This window comes from Amycolatopsis sp. w19 (assembly GCF_051373225.1).
Classification (GTDB): Bacteria; Actinomycetota; Actinomycetes; order Mycobacteriales; family Pseudonocardiaceae; genus Amycolatopsis; species Amycolatopsis japonica.
The window spans coordinates 142121-156774 of sequence record NZ_JBPQFM010000021.1; the positions used below are offsets into that span (position 1 = coordinate 142121).

At 70.4% G+C, this 14654-nt stretch carries 14 protein-coding genes; 9 read left to right on the plus strand and 5 right to left on the minus strand.

Going from position 1 to position 14654, the window contains the following annotated elements; translation table 11 throughout:
• A complete protein-coding gene (locus tag ACSMFO_RS32400; protein WP_436461611.1) occupies window positions 1–1407 on the plus strand; it encodes a sensor histidine kinase in 1407 nt (468 codons plus the stop codon).
• Here the strand turns inward: ACSMFO_RS32400 and ACSMFO_RS32405 are convergent.
• Window positions 1397–2311 carry a TAXI family TRAP transporter solute-binding subunit gene (locus ACSMFO_RS32405; protein WP_038516329.1) on the minus strand — a complete coding sequence of 305 codons (915 nt, stop codon included), beginning with the start codon at window positions 2309–2311 and terminating at the stop codon, window positions 1397–1399. The two genes, ACSMFO_RS32400 and ACSMFO_RS32405, sit on opposite strands and share 11 nt — an antisense overlap.
• 16 nt (window positions 2312–2327) lie before the next feature.
• Between ACSMFO_RS32405 and miaB the strand changes: the two genes are divergently transcribed.
• Complete coding sequence (gene miaB / locus ACSMFO_RS32410) at window positions 2328–3842, plus strand: tRNA (N6-isopentenyl adenosine(37)-C2)-methylthiotransferase MiaB (protein ID WP_436461622.1); 1515 nt, start codon at window positions 2328–2330, stop codon at window positions 3840–3842.
• Window positions 3839–4300 (plus strand): Rv2732c family membrane protein, encoded by a 462-nt coding sequence (locus tag ACSMFO_RS32415; RefSeq protein ID WP_038516326.1) that lies wholly within the window; start codon window positions 3839–3841, stop codon window positions 4298–4300. Before miaB ends, ACSMFO_RS32415 begins: the two co-directional genes overlap by 4 nt.
• Here the strand turns inward: ACSMFO_RS32415 and ACSMFO_RS32420 are convergent.
• Window positions 4297–4749, minus strand: coding sequence for a hypothetical protein (locus tag ACSMFO_RS32420; protein WP_436461612.1), 453 nt, complete (start codon window positions 4747–4749; stop codon window positions 4297–4299). The genes ACSMFO_RS32415 and ACSMFO_RS32420 overlap by 4 nt on opposite strands.
• Before the next feature lie 173 nt (window positions 4750–4922).
• On the minus strand, window positions 4923–6236 hold the full coding sequence (locus ACSMFO_RS32425; protein ID WP_350583388.1) for a DUF349 domain-containing protein: 1314 nt from the start codon (window positions 6234–6236) through the stop codon (window positions 4923–4925).
• A 235-nt stretch (window positions 6237–6471) separates the two neighbouring features.
• Here ACSMFO_RS32425 and ACSMFO_RS32430 point away from each other — a divergent pair, with 235 nt between their 5' ends.
• Genes ACSMFO_RS32430 through dapF form a run of 3 tightly spaced genes read left to right on the plus strand, consistent with a single transcriptional unit; the run spans window position 6472 to window position 8901 of the window.
• A complete protein-coding gene (locus ACSMFO_RS32430; RefSeq protein ID WP_436461613.1) occupies window positions 6472–7158 on the plus strand; it encodes a class III extradiol dioxygenase subunit B-like domain-containing protein in 687 nt (228 codons plus the stop codon).
• A complete protein-coding gene (miaA, locus tag ACSMFO_RS32435; RefSeq protein ID WP_436461614.1) occupies window positions 7155–8057 on the plus strand; it encodes a tRNA (adenosine(37)-N6)-dimethylallyltransferase MiaA in 903 nt (300 codons plus the stop codon). The genes ACSMFO_RS32430 and miaA overlap by 4 nt, the downstream gene beginning before the upstream one ends.
• 10 nt (window positions 8058–8067) lie before the next feature.
• Window positions 8068–8901, plus strand: a complete 834-nt coding sequence (dapF, locus tag ACSMFO_RS32440; protein ID WP_436461615.1) for a diaminopimelate epimerase — start codon at window positions 8068–8070, stop codon at window positions 8899–8901.
• On the opposite strand, the gene ACSMFO_RS32445 is transcribed toward dapF, so the two are convergent.
• Window positions 8898–10142 carry an MFS transporter gene (locus tag ACSMFO_RS32445; RefSeq protein ID WP_436461616.1) on the minus strand — a complete coding sequence of 415 codons (1245 nt, stop codon included), beginning with the start codon at window positions 10140–10142 and terminating at the stop codon, window positions 8898–8900. The genes dapF and ACSMFO_RS32445 overlap by 4 nt on opposite strands.
• A gap of 61 nt (window positions 10143–10203) precedes the next feature.
• On the opposite strand from ACSMFO_RS32445, the gene ACSMFO_RS32450 reads away from it, so the two are divergent.
• The 3 genes from ACSMFO_RS32450 (at window position 10204) to ACSMFO_RS32460 (ending at window position 13395) form a co-directional block, all read left to right on the plus strand.
• The gene (locus tag ACSMFO_RS32450; RefSeq protein ID WP_038516315.1) at window positions 10204–10701 is read left to right on the plus strand and encodes an ArsR/SmtB family transcription factor; all 498 of its coding nucleotides are present in this window, start codon (window positions 10204–10206) and stop codon (window positions 10699–10701) included.
• Window positions 10702–10744: 43 nt separating this feature from the next.
• Complete coding sequence (gene hflX, locus ACSMFO_RS32455) at window positions 10745–12178, plus strand: GTPase HflX (RefSeq protein ID WP_125737815.1); 1434 nt, start codon at window positions 10745–10747, stop codon at window positions 12176–12178.
• 203 nt (window positions 12179–12381) lie between these two features.
• A complete protein-coding gene (locus ACSMFO_RS32460; protein WP_436461617.1) occupies window positions 12382–13395 on the plus strand; it encodes a hypothetical protein in 1014 nt (337 codons plus the stop codon).
• A gap of 82 nt (window positions 13396–13477) precedes the next feature.
• On the opposite strand, the gene lexA is transcribed toward ACSMFO_RS32460, so the two are convergent.
• Complete coding sequence (gene lexA, locus ACSMFO_RS32465; RefSeq protein WP_037343289.1) at window positions 13478–14194, minus strand: transcriptional repressor LexA; 717 nt, start codon at window positions 14192–14194, stop codon at window positions 13478–13480.
• Between the last annotated feature and the right edge of the window lie 460 nt (window positions 14195–14654).

The following is a 14654-nucleotide window of genomic DNA, read 5'->3' on the forward strand; positions in this document are numbered from 1 at the left end:
GTGCGCGTCCGGCTCCAGGCGATCGTGCTGACGCTGGTCGCGGCGCTCGTGTTCGGCCTCGGCATCCCGCTCTCGCTCAGCGTGGCGGCCAGTGCGCAGCTCGACCTCTTCCTCGACCGGCTCACCGACACCTCCCGGTTCGCGTCGCTGGCCCAGCGCCCGCTGGTGGAGAACCGGCCGGATCTGATCGAGGACGAGCTCCGCCGCTACACCGAGGTCTACGGGGTGCCGGTGGCAATCGTCGACCAGGACGGCGAATCCGTCGCCGGAGGGCCGGGCGAGACGGCCGGGATCGATCTCAAGGATCCCGTCATCGCCTCACATCTGCAGCAGGCGCTGGCCGGGCGGCGTTCGGAACCCGGTCCGCTGCTGCTGCCGTGGTCCACCGAGCCGCTGGTGCTGGCCGAGCCGATCCTGATCGACGGCGAGGTGCGAGGCGCGGTGATCACCGTCTCCTCGACGGACAAGGCCCGCACCGCGCTGCTGTGGTGGTGGCTGCTCATCGCGGCGGGCGCGGTGCTGGCGTTCGGGCTCGCGTTGCTGGTCGCGGTGCCGGTGGTGCGCTGGATCCTGGGCCCGGTCCGCCGGCTGGACGACGCCACCGGCGAACTGGTCGCCTCCGTGGTCAGCGGCCGCGAGGTCAAACGGGTGGGGGAGACGGGCGGTCCGCCGGAACTGCGGCAGCTCGAACGCTCCTTCGACCGGATGGCCGCCAGCGTCGACGAGGCGCTGTCGGCACAGCGCGCGTTCGTCGCCGACGCCTCCCACCAGCTGCGGAACCCGTTGACCGCGTTGAAGATCCGGCTCGGCAACCTCGACGGGCACGTCGATGACGACCTGGCCGCGGCCGATCTCGAAGCCGCCCTCGTCGACGCGCGACGGCTCAACCAGATCCTCGACGAGCTCCTTTCGCTGGCCAGGGCCGAATCCTCGGGCGGCGAACTGGTGCCGGTCGGCCTCGACGAGATGGTGGGCGCACGGGTCGCCGACTGGACCGTCGTCGGCGCGGCACGCGACATCACCCTGGTCGCGTCCGGGCTGGGCGGCGGGCTGAGGGTGCTCACGCCCGCGCGCGGCCTCGAAGTGGTCCTCGACGCGCTCCTGGACAACGCGCTCAAGTTCACCGAGCCGGGGACCGAGGTGCGGGTCGACGTCACCACCGCGGACGGGAAGGTGGACATCGCCGTCCGCGATCACGGCCCCGGCCTGCGCGACGACGAACTGGACCGCGCGGCGGACCGGTTCTGGCGCAGCACCGCGCATCAGAACGTGCCCGGCTCCGGCCTCGGCCTGGCGATCGTCACCGAGATCCTGGCCAGGTCGGACGGTTCGCTGCGGCTCGGTTCACCCGAAGGCGGCGGTCTGCAGGTGACGGTGACCCTGCCCTTGAACGGTGCTAGTCCTTGAGTGACCGGAAGTAGCGCAGCGCCCCAGGGTGCAGCGGCAGCGGAGCGGTCTCGATGGCGGGGTGGACGTCGATCGACAACGCCGCGCCCGCCGCCTTGACCAGCTGGTCCCGTGCGTCGAACAGCCCGCGCACCAGCGCCTCGGCGACGTCGTCGCGCATCGACGTGGGCACCACCAGGAAGTTCGGCAGCACGAGCGTGGTCACCGGCGACGGCAGGTTGTAGGCGGTCACCGGGATGGTCGCGGTCCGGTACACCGGGCTGGTGGCGCGCAGCGCGTCCGCGAGGTCCGTGATGTCGAGCAGCCGCAGGCCGACCGTGTGCACCTTCTCGGTGATCGACGGCGTCGGCAGGCCACCCGACCAGATGACGGCGTCGATCTGCCGGTTCTCCAGCGCGGGCAGCGCCTCGGGAAGGCCCAGGTTGCGCCGGTCGATCGCGCCGGTGAGCCCGGACGCCTTCAGCAACTGCTTCGACAGGAACTCGACCCCCGAGTCCGGCGAGCCGATCGCGACCTTGCGGCCGCGCAACTGCGCGAACGACTTGATCGACGAGTCGGCCCGCACGATGACGTGCAGGTAGTCGTCGTGCACGCGGGCCAGCGCGGCCAGGCCGGCGCTCTTGTCGGCGGCGGCGACGTCGGCGGCCACGAACGCGACGTCGGCCTTCCCCGCGCGCACCCGGTCGACGTTGTCCGGGGAGCCGTGCGTCTCCTGGATCTCGGGCCGCTCGGTGTCCAGCTGGGCGGCCCACGCGTCGGCCAGCGCCTCGGCCAGTTTGTCGTAGACGCCGCCGTTGAGCCCCGCCGCGATCCGCACCTTCGTCCCGGACAGATCGGGTCCGCACCCGGTGACCAGGGCACAGACCACGGCGATCACCGCCGCCAGCACCCCTGGTCTCCTCATGAGGGTCGATCGTGCCATGGAACCCCGCCCGCGTACCCTCGAAGGCGAGATGAGCGCGCGCACTTACCAGATCCGCACCTTCGGCTGCCAGATGAACGTGCATGACTCCGAACGTCTTGCCGGGCAGCTCGAGGACGCCGGCTACGTTCCGGGTGACGGCGAGGCCACACCCGACCTGATCGTGTTCAACACCTGCGCGGTGCGGGAGAACGCGGACAACAAGCTGTACGGCACCCTCGGTCATCTGCGCCCGCAGAAGACCGCGAAGCCGGACATGCAGATCGCCGTCGGGGGCTGCCTCGCGCAGAAGGACCGCGGCGAGATCGTCAAGCGCGCGCCGTGGGTGGACGTCGTCTTCGGCACGCACAACATCGGCTCGCTGCCGACGCTGCTGGAGCGCGCGCGGCACAACGCCGAGGCCGAGGTCGAGATCCTCGAATCGCTCGAGACCTTCCCTTCGACGCTCCCGGCGAAGCGCGACTCGGCGTACGCGGGCTGGGTGTCGATTTCGGTGGGCTGCAACAACACCTGCACGTTCTGCATCGTCCCGGCGCTGCGCGGCAAGGAACGCGACCGCCGTCCCGGCGAGATCCTGGCCGAGGTCGAGGCGCTCGTCGCCGAAGGCGTGCTGGAAGTGACCCTGCTCGGTCAGAACGTGAACTCCTACGGCGTCGAATTCGGCGACCGGCTCGCGTTCGGGAAGCTGCTGCGCGCCTGCGGTTCGGTGGAGGGGCTGGAGCGCGTCCGGTTCACCTCGCCGCATCCGGCGGCGTTCACCGAGGACGTCATCGACGCGATGGCCGAGACGCCGAACGTGTGCCACCAGCTGCACATGCCGCTGCAGTCCGGTTCGGACCGGGTGCTGCGCGAGATGAAGCGGTCCTACCGTTCGGCGCGGTACCTCAAGCTCCTCGACCGCGTGCGCGAGTCCATGCCCGACGCCGCGATCACCACCGACATCATCGTCGGTTTCCCCGGCGAGACCGAGGAAGACTTCCAGGCGACGCTCGACGTCGTCGCGCAGGCGCGGTTCTCCAGCGCGTTCACCTTCCAGTACTCGATCCGGCCGGGCACGCCCGCCGCCGAGATGGACGGGCAGCTGCCGAAGGAGGTCGTGCAGGAGCGCTACGAGCGGCTCGTGAAACTGCAGAACGACATCTCCTGGGACGAGAACAAGAAGATCGTCGGACGGCGGGTCGAGCTGCTGGTGGCCTCCGGCGAGGGCCGCAAGGACACCGAGACGCGGCGCATGAGCGGCCGCGCCCGTGACGGCAGGCTCGTCCACTTCACGCCGACGGGGCCGCTCGTGGACCGCCTGGTGCGGCCGGGCGACGTCGTCGAGACCGTGGTGACCTACGGCGCGCCGCACCACCTCGTCGCCGACGGTGACCTGCTGTCGCACCGCCGCACCAAGGCGGGGGACAACTCCGAGGCCGGGCTGCGGCCGAAGACCAACGGCGTGACGCTGGGCCTGCCGGGCTTCGGCGCCCCGGCCGTCACGCCGGAACCGGTGAGCGGGTGTGCACTGTGACCGAACCGAAGATCGACGAACTCGCCGCCGAGATCGACGAGGTCGGTGAGCGCGCGGCCAAGACGATCGAGCTGGGCAGGCGCGGGTTCTCCATCGCCGTGCTGGTGTTCGTGCTGCTGATCGCTCAGCTGCTGCCCTGGGTAGGCGAGCACGCCGGCTGGGAGGTGCTGCTCGGCCGGGGCGGCGGGATCCCGCAGCTGTTCGCCGCGACCTCCACCGGGATCGGGGTGTTCGTCGGCGCCGTCGCGCTGGTGACCCGGCGCTGGTGGCTGGCCTGGGTCTGCGCCGCGGGCGGCTGGTTCGCCTCCGTCGACGGGATGCTCGCGATCTGGTCCCAGCAGTCCTCGCACGCGACCGGCGCGGCCGGTGGCGGTCCGGGCTTCGGGCTGATCGTCGCCTGGATCGCCACCGTCGCGCTGGCCATCTACTGGATGCGTGCGGCCTTCTCCCGCAGCTAGCCGACCCGCAGGGTGAGGTTGCTGGACGTGTACGCGCTCGCGTAGAGCGTCGTTTCGGGGTGGTAGGCCCGCAGCGTGACCACCGCGCTGAAGGAGAAACTCAGCTTCAGGGAGAACGTCGAGTTGGGCCGGCAGGTCGTGTCGGCGATGTTCACCCACACGCTGCCCTGAAGCTGCTGGACGATGATCGCTTCGAGGCTCTCCGTCCCGTCGGCGCCCTCCGCGGCTTGCAGCGTTCCTTTGAGGGTGACCTTTTCGTTGACCTTCGCCTGCTTCTTGCTGAGCGAGGCGTCGAGTTTGACCTTCTTCTTGCCCGCTTCGGCGGAGACCGGGGCCGGTGCCGGGGCGGCCGTCGCCGACGCGGCCGGGGCGAGCCCGGCCACCAGAGCACAACTGATCGCCAGGGCGGCGAACGCCCGGCGTGCTGGGGGAATCAGTGTCTGGTTCATGATCGAAGTCGACCACGGTTGAGCGCGGAGAGCGCCCGAATACGCACGAAGGTGCTAGGCGTCCCTCCACAGTGGAGTGACGCGCGCGCCCGCCCCCGAACGCCATGAAAGGTCCTTTCCTTGCGAAATTTGCAAGGAAAGGACCTTTCATGGCACTACAGGACGCCGAAGTCCTACCGGTCCGCGATGGCCGCTTCCGCCGCCTCGAGCCACTCACGCCACTGCGCGGCCTGCTCGTCCGCCTTCTTCGCGCGCCGCTCGTCGCCCGCCGCACGGGCCTTGGCCGCCTGCGACTCGAACTGCTCGACCCGCTCGCGGAACTGCGCCGCCCTGGCCTGCGCCTCCGGGTCGGTCCGCCGCCACTTGCTGTCCTCGGCCGACTTGATCGCGTCCTGCACGGCCTTCAGGCGCCCGTCCAGCTCGCGGATGCGCTCGCGCGGGACCTTGCCGATCTCGTCCCACTGGTCCTGGATGCGGCGCATGTGCTGCTTCGCCGCCTCCAGGTTCGCGGCGGGGTCGATCTTCTCGGCCTCGACGAGGAGTTCTTCCTTCTGCTGCGCGTTGGTCGCGAACTCGGCGTCCCGCTCGGAGAACACCGCGGACCGCCGGGCGAAGAACTTGTCTTGCGCGGCGCGGAACCGCTGCCAGAGCGCCTCGTCGCTGTCCTTGGGGGCGCGGCCGGCGGCCTTCCACTCGGTCATCAGGTCCTTGTAGCGACCCGCCGTGTCGCCCCAGTCCGACGACTCCGAGAGCGATTCGGCCTCGGCGATCAGCTCTTCCTTGCGGTGCTTGGCTCCCGCGCGCTGCTTGTCGAGCTCGGCGAAATGCGAGCCACGGCGGCGGTTGAACGCCTCACGGGCCTTGGAGAACCGCTTCCACAGCTCGTCGTCGGTCTTGCGGTCGACGCCCTTGACGGTCTTCCACTCGTCCAGGATCGCGCGCAGCCGGTCGCCCGCGGCCTTCCACTGGGTCGACTCGGCGGCGAGCTTCTCGGCCTCGTCGGCGAGGGCCTGCTTGCGGACGACGGCGGCCGCGCGGGCCTCCTCGCGCTCCTGCTTGGCCGAGGCCAGCGCCTTCTCCGCGTGGGCGATGACCTGCTCGATGCGGCCGTTCAGCGCGGCGATGTCGCCGACGACGGCGGCTTCGGCGAGGCCGTCACGCAGCTGTGTCGCCGTCGCCAGCGCGTGCTTGGGGTCGCCGGCGCCGGACTCCAGCCGGGTCTCCAGCAGCTCGACCTCGGTGCGCAGGTCGTCGAAGCGGCGCGCGTAGTGGAGCAGACCCTCGTCCGGGCTCCCGGCCTGCCAGACACCGACCGCGCGCTCGCCGTCGGCCGTGGTGACGTAGACCGTTCCTTCTTCGTCGACCCTGCCCCAAGCGGACGGGCTGGGCTCGGCGGGCGGCACGGGGGGTGCGGGATGCCCGCCACCGAGCGCGTGCGGTACCGGGTGCGGTGCCGGGGTACCGGTGGACGTGTTCTCCTGGGCCATCGCAGGCTCCTTATCGCCTGTACGCCCGCTGGCGCGGGCGCCCCGCCTAGCGGCGGGGCCGGGTAATGCGTTGCCGTCTTGCTTCGGGGGCATCAACCCCTTGCGGCATTCAAGCAGCTCAGCGTCCACCGTGGAACCGGATGAACCACCAGAGGGCAGTGATCCTACTTCCGGAGGACCCTCCGTGTCGGTCGGTTGCGGGTGGTAGGTGGCGGGGAAGGTAACGTCGGCGGCCGTGATCCGCCGTGTCGCCGTGCTCCCGCAACCCCCGCTGCTCATCCCCGAACTGGCCGCCGGAGCGGCGGACGAGTGCGCCGAGCTGCGCGAAGCCTGCCTCGCCGCGGCGAGGCGCCTGACCAGTGCTTCGCCGGACTGGGTCGTCATCGGCGCGGCCACCGGCGCCCCCGAGGTGCCGGAACACGCGAGCGGGTCGTTCCGCGGTTTCGGCGTCGACCTCGGCGTCTCACTCAGCCGGGTGACGGCCCCCGAAACCGAGCTGCCGTTGCCCGCACTCGTCGCCGGCTGGCTTCGCGAGCAGGGCGGCGCGTCCTCCGTCCGCGTCCATCTCGTGGATCCCGCCACCCCCTCCGACCAGTGCGAACAGTTCGCCCGCGCGGTGGGTGACCACCCCGCCGTGCTCGTTTTCGGCGACGGTTCGAGCAGGCACGGCCCCCGTTCCCCCGGAGGTGAGGACGCGCGCGCCGAGGGTTTCGACACCGGGGTCCGCGACGCCCTGGCCAAGGCCGACACGGGAGCGCTGGCCGCGCTCGACCCCGCCTTGGCCGCCGAACTCGGGGCCGGTGGCCGCGCGCCCTGGCAGGTCCTCGCCGGTCTGGCGGACGGGGACTGGACCGCCGAGGTCCTCTACTCGGCCGCGCCGTTCGGCGTCGGCTACCACGTCGCGGTCTGGGAACGCGCGTGATCCGGCCGGTCGCGGTCGTCGGGCCCACGGCGACCGGGAAGACCGCGCTGGCGGTCGAACTCGCCCTCACCCTCGGGGGTGAGGTGGTCAACGCGGACGCGTTGCAGCTCTACCGGGGGATGGACATCGGGACGGCCAAGGCGACCGTCGAGGAGCGGCGAGGCGTGCCGCATCACCTGCTCGACGTCCTCGACGTCACCGAGACCGCCTCCGTCGCCGCGTACCAGCGTGATGCGCGCCAGCGCGTCGAGGAACTCCTCGGCGCCGGCCGCGTGCCGATCCTCACCGGCGGGTCCGGTCTGTACGTCCAAGCCGTGCTCGACGACCTCAAGTTCCCTGGTACCGATCCGGACGTGCGCGCCCGGCTCACCGCCGAGACCGACGAAATCGGCGTCGCCGCGATGCACGCCCGGCTCACGGAACTGGACCCTGTCGCCGCCACGGCCATCCTGCCGACCAACGGCCGCCGGATCGTGCGCGCGCTGGAGGTCATCGAGATCACCGGCGAACCGTTCTCGGCGAACCTGCCGAAACCGGGGCCCGCGCGCTACGACACCGTCTTGATCGGCATCGACCGCGAACCGGCGGAACTCGACGCCCGCGTCGACCGCCGCGTGGAGCTCATGTTCGAAGGCGGACTCGTCGACGAGGTCCGGACGTTGCTGGGGCAAGGACTCCGCGACGGACTCACCGCTTCGAGGGCGCTGGGCTACCAACAGGTGATCGCCGCGCTCGACGGCGACGGCGACTTCCCGGCCGCGTCGGCGGCCACCGCACAGGCCACCCGGAGGTTCGTGCGGAGACAACGTTCCTGGTTCCGGCGGGACAAGCGCATCCGGTGGTTTGACGGCGGTTCGGAGCGGCTGGCCGAGCGCGTCCTCGAAGCGGTGGCCCAGTAATCTTGGGGCCATGGGCGGCATCGAATTCCTCAAGGGACACGGCACACAGAACGATTTCGTGCTGCTTCCCGACCCTGACGGCCGCCTCGAGCTGACCGAAGCGCGGGTGGCCGCGTTGTGCGACCGCCGGCGCGGCCTCGGCGCCGACGGTGTGCTGCGCATCGTGCGCTCGGCGGCGCTGGGCGTGGAGGCTGAAGGTTCGGCGGGCGAATGGTTCATGGACTACCGCAACGCCGACGGATCCATCGCGGAGATGTGCGGCAACGGCGTCCGGGTCTTCGTCCGTCACCTCGTCGATTCCGGGCTCGTTTCCGAACGCGAGTTCGTCATCGGCACCCGCGCCGGTGACCGGCCGGTGCGGATGCACGCCGACGGCTCGGTGACCGTGCAGATGGGACCGGCGGCGATCACCGGCACCTCGGTCACCGTGGTCGCGGGCAAGCCTTTCTCCGGGGTCGCGGTGAACGTCGGCAACCCGCACCTGGTGTCGGTCGTCGACGACGACGTCGACGTGCTCGACCTGCGCGACCAGCCCGACTTCGACTCCGACGTGTTCCCCGACGGCGTGAACCTCGAGTTCATCAACCTGCTGGGCGACAACGCGCTGAAGATGCGTGTCCACGAACGCGGCGTCGGCGAGACGCGGTCTTGCGGCACCGGCACGGTCGCCGCGGTCGCCGCCGCCCTGCACCTCGCGGGCACCGACACCGGCGAAGCGACCGTCGACATCCCCGGCGGCCGCGTGGTGGTCGGGATCCGCCGCGGCGGGTCCACGCTGACCGGCCCGGCGGAGATCGTCGCCCGCGGGGAACTCGACGAAACCTGGTGGGCGGGGCTCGGTTAGCCGACCGCGATCGGCTCCTTGGGAAGGTCGCGAAGTTTCCGGATCGGGGAGAAGACCACCCACAGCAGCGCGGCCGTCTCGCCGACCGCGACGAACCAGAGCGTCCCCCGGATCCCGATCGCCTCGCCCAGCACGCCGCCGATCAGCCCGCCCAGCGGCAGCATCCCCCACACCACGAAGCGCACGCTGGCGTTCATGCGGCCGAGCAGCCGGTCCGGGCAGACGGCCTGCCGGTAGGACACCTGCGCGACGTTGTAGACGATGATCCCGAACCCCGCGATCGCCAGCGCCGCGGGGAACAGCACGATCCGCCAGCCCGGCGCGGCGAGCGGCAGCAGCAGCTGGAACGGCCACGTCAGCAGCGGGACGAACCAGATCGACCGCGCCTGCCCGATCCGCCGGGTGATGCGCCCGGCCAGGATCGCCCCGATGATCCCGCCCACGCCGCCGGTCGCCAGGACGACGCCGACGACCGCCGGTGACAGGCCCAGTTCCCGGTTCAGGAACAGGATCTCCACCGCGGTGAAGGCGCCGTTGAACAGGTTCGCGGTCGCGGTGCAGGCGACGATCGATCGCAGGGCGGCGTCGGTGAAGACGAATCGCAGTCCCTCGGCGATCTGGGGGAGCAGCTTCGCACCCTCGTTTCGCTCGGGCACTTCTTCGACGGTGCGGATCCGCAGCAGGCACAGGGCCGAGGTCAGGAAACCCAGGCCGGTCATCAGCACGGCGTTGGCCGCGCCCGCCAGCTGTACGAGCCCGCCGCCGATGCCCGGGCCGGTCAGGAACGCGACCGACTGGCTCGCCTGGAGTTTCGCGTTGCCCTCGAGGAGATGCTCGCGGCCGACCAGCGACGGCAGATACGACTGGTACGCGACGTCGAAGAACACCGTCGCGACGCCGACGAGCGTGGCGACGATGATCAGCTGCGTCAGCGACAGGACTCCCGCCCACCACGCGAGTGGAATGGTGAACAGCAGCGCCGCGCGGACGAAGTCGGCTCGCAGCATCAAGACCCGGCGGCGCATCCGGTCGACCCACACCCCGGCAGGCAGCCCGATGATCAGGAACGCGATGGTCTCGGCCGCGGTCAGCAGCCCCATCTGGAACGGTGTCGCGGCCAGCACTGTGGCCGCGAGCAGCGGAATCACGGTGTGACCGGCGAAAGCACCCACCTGGCTGGCCGTGTCACCCGCCCAGAGCCGCCGGAAGTCCGCGTGGAAGAAGAGGGAGTCTCTGCGCACGACGCCACCTTGGCGCGAGTGATTGGAAACTGTCAATCACTAATCGCTCTAGGCTGTCCCGGTGCCCACTCCACGACGCGCCGCCACCGAGGCCGAGATCGCCGCGATGGCCTCCGGAATAAGGCTGCGCATCATCCGGTTGACCTACTCCGAGGCGCTGACCAACAAGGAGCTCGCCGAACGGCTCGATCGCGATCCGGCGACGACGCTGCACCACGTGCGCAAGCTCGTCGACACCGGCTTCCTCGAAGCGCTTCCGCCACGACGCGGCACGCGCGGTGCGAAAGAAATTCCGTATCGCTCGACCGGGTTGTCATGGCATCTTGATTCCCGCGACAGGGGGATCGATCAGGCGATCTTCGAGGCTTATCTGGCCGAGATCGCCGACGTGGGATTCGACGAGGTGCAGCAGACGCGCCTGGTCGTCCAGGTGCCGGACGAGCAGATCACCGAGTTCGAAACACGGCTGATGGAACTCGTCGACGACTTCATGTCCCGGCCGGTCGACCCGGAAGCGAAACGCACGGCCATCTACCTGTCGAAGTATCCCAGCAGGTAATGAGTTCGGTCCCGCCGCCGAAACGTGGGACCATGGAGGCACGATGACGGAACTGACACACAACGATCTGAACGACATGGACCCTTCGACCGGCGAACTGGAGCTCGAGGACCGCGCCTCGCTCCGCCGGGTAGCGGGCCTGTCCACCGAACTCGCGGATGTCACCGAGGTCGAATACCGGCAGTTGCGCCTGGAGCGCGTCGTTCTGGTCGGTGTGTGGACCGAGGGCAGCGCCCTCCAGTCCGAGGCCTCGCTCGCCGAACTCGCGCGGCTCGCCGAAACGGCGGGCTCCGAGGTGCTGGAAGGCCTGGTGCAGCGGCGGATCCGCCCGGATCCCGCCACCTACATCGGCTCGGGCAAGGTCAAGGAACTGCGGGACATCGTGACGGCCACCGGTGCCGACACGGTGATCTGCGACGGTGAGCTCTCGCCCGGCCAGCTGCGTCAGCTGGAGGAGAAGGTCAAGGTGAAGGTCATCGACCGCACCGCCCTGATCCTCGACATCTTCGCGCAGCACGCCCGCTCCAAGGAGGGCAAGGCGCAGGTCGAGCTGGCCCAGCTGCAGTACCTGATCCCGCGGCTTCGCGGGTGGGGTGCGGCGCTGTCCCGGCAGGCCGGTGGCCGCGCGGGTGGCGCCAACGGTGGTGTGGGTCTGCGTGGTCCGGGTGAGACGAAGCTCGAAACCGACCGCCGCCGGATCAACAAGCGCGTGGCCAAGCTGCGTCGCGAGATCGCCGCGATGGACACCATCCGCGAGACCAAACGCGGTCGCCGGGTGGCCAACGAGGTGCCGAGCGTCGCGATCGTCGGCTACACCAACGCCGGCAAGTCGAGCCTGCTCAACGCGCTGACCGGCGCCGGGGTGCTCGTCGAGGACGCGCTGTTCGCCACGCTGGATCCGACGACCCGGCGGGCGCAGACCCCCGACGGCCGCACCTACACGCTGACCGACACCGTCGGTTTCGTCCGGCACCTGCCGCACCAGCTGGTGGACGCGTTCCGGTCGACGCTGGAGGAGGCGGCGAGCGCCGACCTGCTCGTGCACGTCGTCGACGGCGCCGACCCGACGCCGGAGGAGCAGGTCAACGCGGTGCGCGAAGTGCTCGCCGAGATCACGAAGCGCCGTTCCGAGCCGCTCCCGCCGGAGCTGCTGGTGATCAACAAGGCCGACGCCGCCGACGAGGTGTCGCTGGCCCGGTTGCGGCACCAGCTGGCCGGTTCGGTGCAGGTGTCGGCGCGGACCGGCACCGGGATCACGGAGCTGGCCGAGGTGATCGCGGAGCGGCTGCCGAGGCCGGAGGTCGTGGTCGAGGTGCTGATCCCGTACTCGCGGGGCGAGCTCGTCTCCCGCGCCCACGCCGACGGCGAGGTGCTGGAGGAAGAGCACGTCGAGACCGGTACCCGGCTGGTCGTCCGCGGCAGGCCCGAACTGGCCGCGGCGCTGAGCGACTTCCAGACGAACGGTTCGGCTCTGTAGAGACAAGTACGTGAAGGCCCCTTCACTGCGCTAGACGCAGTGAAGGGGGCCTTCGCGTACCCAGGCGTTGGGGCGCCGCGGCCGGTCACTGGAAGTGGCCTTCACGACATTCCGCCCCATCTCGGCGTCCGCACCGAACTGCGCGCCGTCCCGGACGTCTCCGTAGTGTGGGGCTTCAGGGGTTCCACGGTACGGAGGTGGATGTGCGGGGGATTGTCGCGGCGACGGTCGTGCTGGCGGCGTTCATCGGCGGGACGGCTCCCGCCCTGGCGCAGGAGGTCCCGGCACCGCAGCCGGTGTGCAAGAACAGCGACTCCCGGCTCAGCGAGCTTTCCGGGCTGGTTTCCGACGGCGAGCACCTGTACGCCCTCAACGACGGCGGGACCAAGACGCAGGTCCTCGTCCTCGGCCGCGACTGCAAGGTCCAAAAGGTCATTTCCGCGCCCACGGACCCGTACGACCCCGAAGACCTCGCCCGTACCGCGGACGGCACCTTCTGGCTTTCCGACACCGGCGACAACCGCAAGCGGCGGGACACGGTCGCGCTGATCTCGCTGACGCCGCAAGGCAAAGCGACGCTGCACCGGCTCACGTACCCGGATGGGCAGCACGACGTCGAGGCGCTGATCATGGACCGCTCCGGCACGCCGTACCTGATCACCAAAGACGTCTTCGGCGACGCGAAGGTGTACCGGCCGACGGGGCCGCTCGCCAGTCCCGGGCCGACCCCGCTGGAGAGGGTGGGGTCACTGCAGATCAAGGAGACGTCGACACCCGGCGGACCTGTCGGGCCGATCGGTTCGATGACCGTCACCGGCGCGGCGTCGATGGCCGACGGCTCGGTGGTCGCGTTGCGCACCTACACCGACGCCTATCTCTACGCCGTCACCGACGGAGACCTCAAGAGCGCGCTGCAGCGCGAGCCCGTGCGGGTACCCCTGCCGAACGAGAAGCAGGGGGAGGCGATCGCCTTCGATCCGGACGGGACGCTGCTGTCCGGCGGGGAGGGCGTCGGCGAGCAGATCCGGGCTGTGAAGGGCGCGGCGGCACTCGCCGTGGACGCGGCGAAATCCGAGGGCAGCACGTCGGGCGGGACCTCCGCGGCCGGTGGCACGGGCCAGGGGTCCGACTTCCCGTACGTGCAGGTCGGTATCGCCGCGGTCGTCGTGATCGGCGGCCTTCTCCTGGTCGGCAGGCTGCGCAAGCGGCGTGCTTGACCGGGAAGCGAAAGGGCTGCCGAAGCTGCCGAGCCTGACCCGGGTCGGCTGACCCGGGATCCCGGCGTGCTCCGGCTCTGGGCTACAGCCTGCGAAGAACGGCGACGACCTTGCCGAGGATCGTGGCGTCGTCACCCGGGATGGGCTCGTACGCCTCGTTGTGCGGCATCAGCCAGATGTGGCCGTCCTTGCGCTTGAACGTCTTGACCGTCGCTTCGCCGTCGATCATCGCCGCCACGATCTCGCCCGGGTCCGCCGTGGGCTGCTGGCGCACGACGACCCAGTCGCCATCGGTGATGGCGGCGTCGACCATCGAGTCGCCGGTGACGCTGAGCAGGAACAGCTCGCCCTCGCCGACGATCTCCCTCGGCAACGGGAAGACGTCTTCGATCGCCTGCTCCGCCAGCACCGGGCCACCGGCCGCGATCCGGCCGACGAGCGGCACGTACGCGGCCTTCGCGGCCGACTGCGGCTGCTCGACGTCGATGCCCATCGGGTTGTCGTCCGTCGTGGCGAGCACACCCACCGCACGCGGGCGGTTCGGGTCGCGTCGCAGATAACCCTTGCGCTGCAGGGCCTGCAACTGGTGCGACACCGACGAAGTGGAGGTCAGCCCGACCGCCTCGCCGATCTCACGCACACTCGGCGGGTAGCCGAACCGGCTCACCCACAGTTTGATCACGTCGAGCACCTGCTGCTGCCGCACGGTCAGGGTCTCGTCCACCTCGTAGACCTCGGGCAAGGCGCGCACCTTGCCCGAGCCCCTAGGCGCGTTCCCCGCCTTGCTCTCCTTAGCCACCGTCTCGCTCCTTCATCTCCTGCGTCGCCTCCCAGTACGTCCGGTCGCCCGGACCGACTTCGCGTGTCTTCGCCGGTGGCGGACGATCTTCCCCGCCCACGGCACCGGCGGCGTCCGCGCAGCAGACGCCCTGGTCAACGACGTTAGCCCGCCGGGACGACGATTTCAAACATCTGTTCGATGGACACGCCGTGTCGCTCGATTTTTGTCGGTGGAAGGTGGTACACATTCGCACGGGCGTTCGATAGAACGCGTGTTCGATCTTGATGCCGGGTCCCGGCCCGGCGGCGAGTGCAGCAGGACTGCGAGGAGGTTCCGATGTCGATTCTGGCCGATCGAGGACTGGTGCGGCCCAGTTCCCCCGGGCCCGTTCCGGCAGGGGCGGCCCGGCCCGTGCGGGTGGGGCGGGGCAGGCGTGCCGAGCCCTTGCGTCCGCCGACCAGGGCGCGGGTCGTGGCGG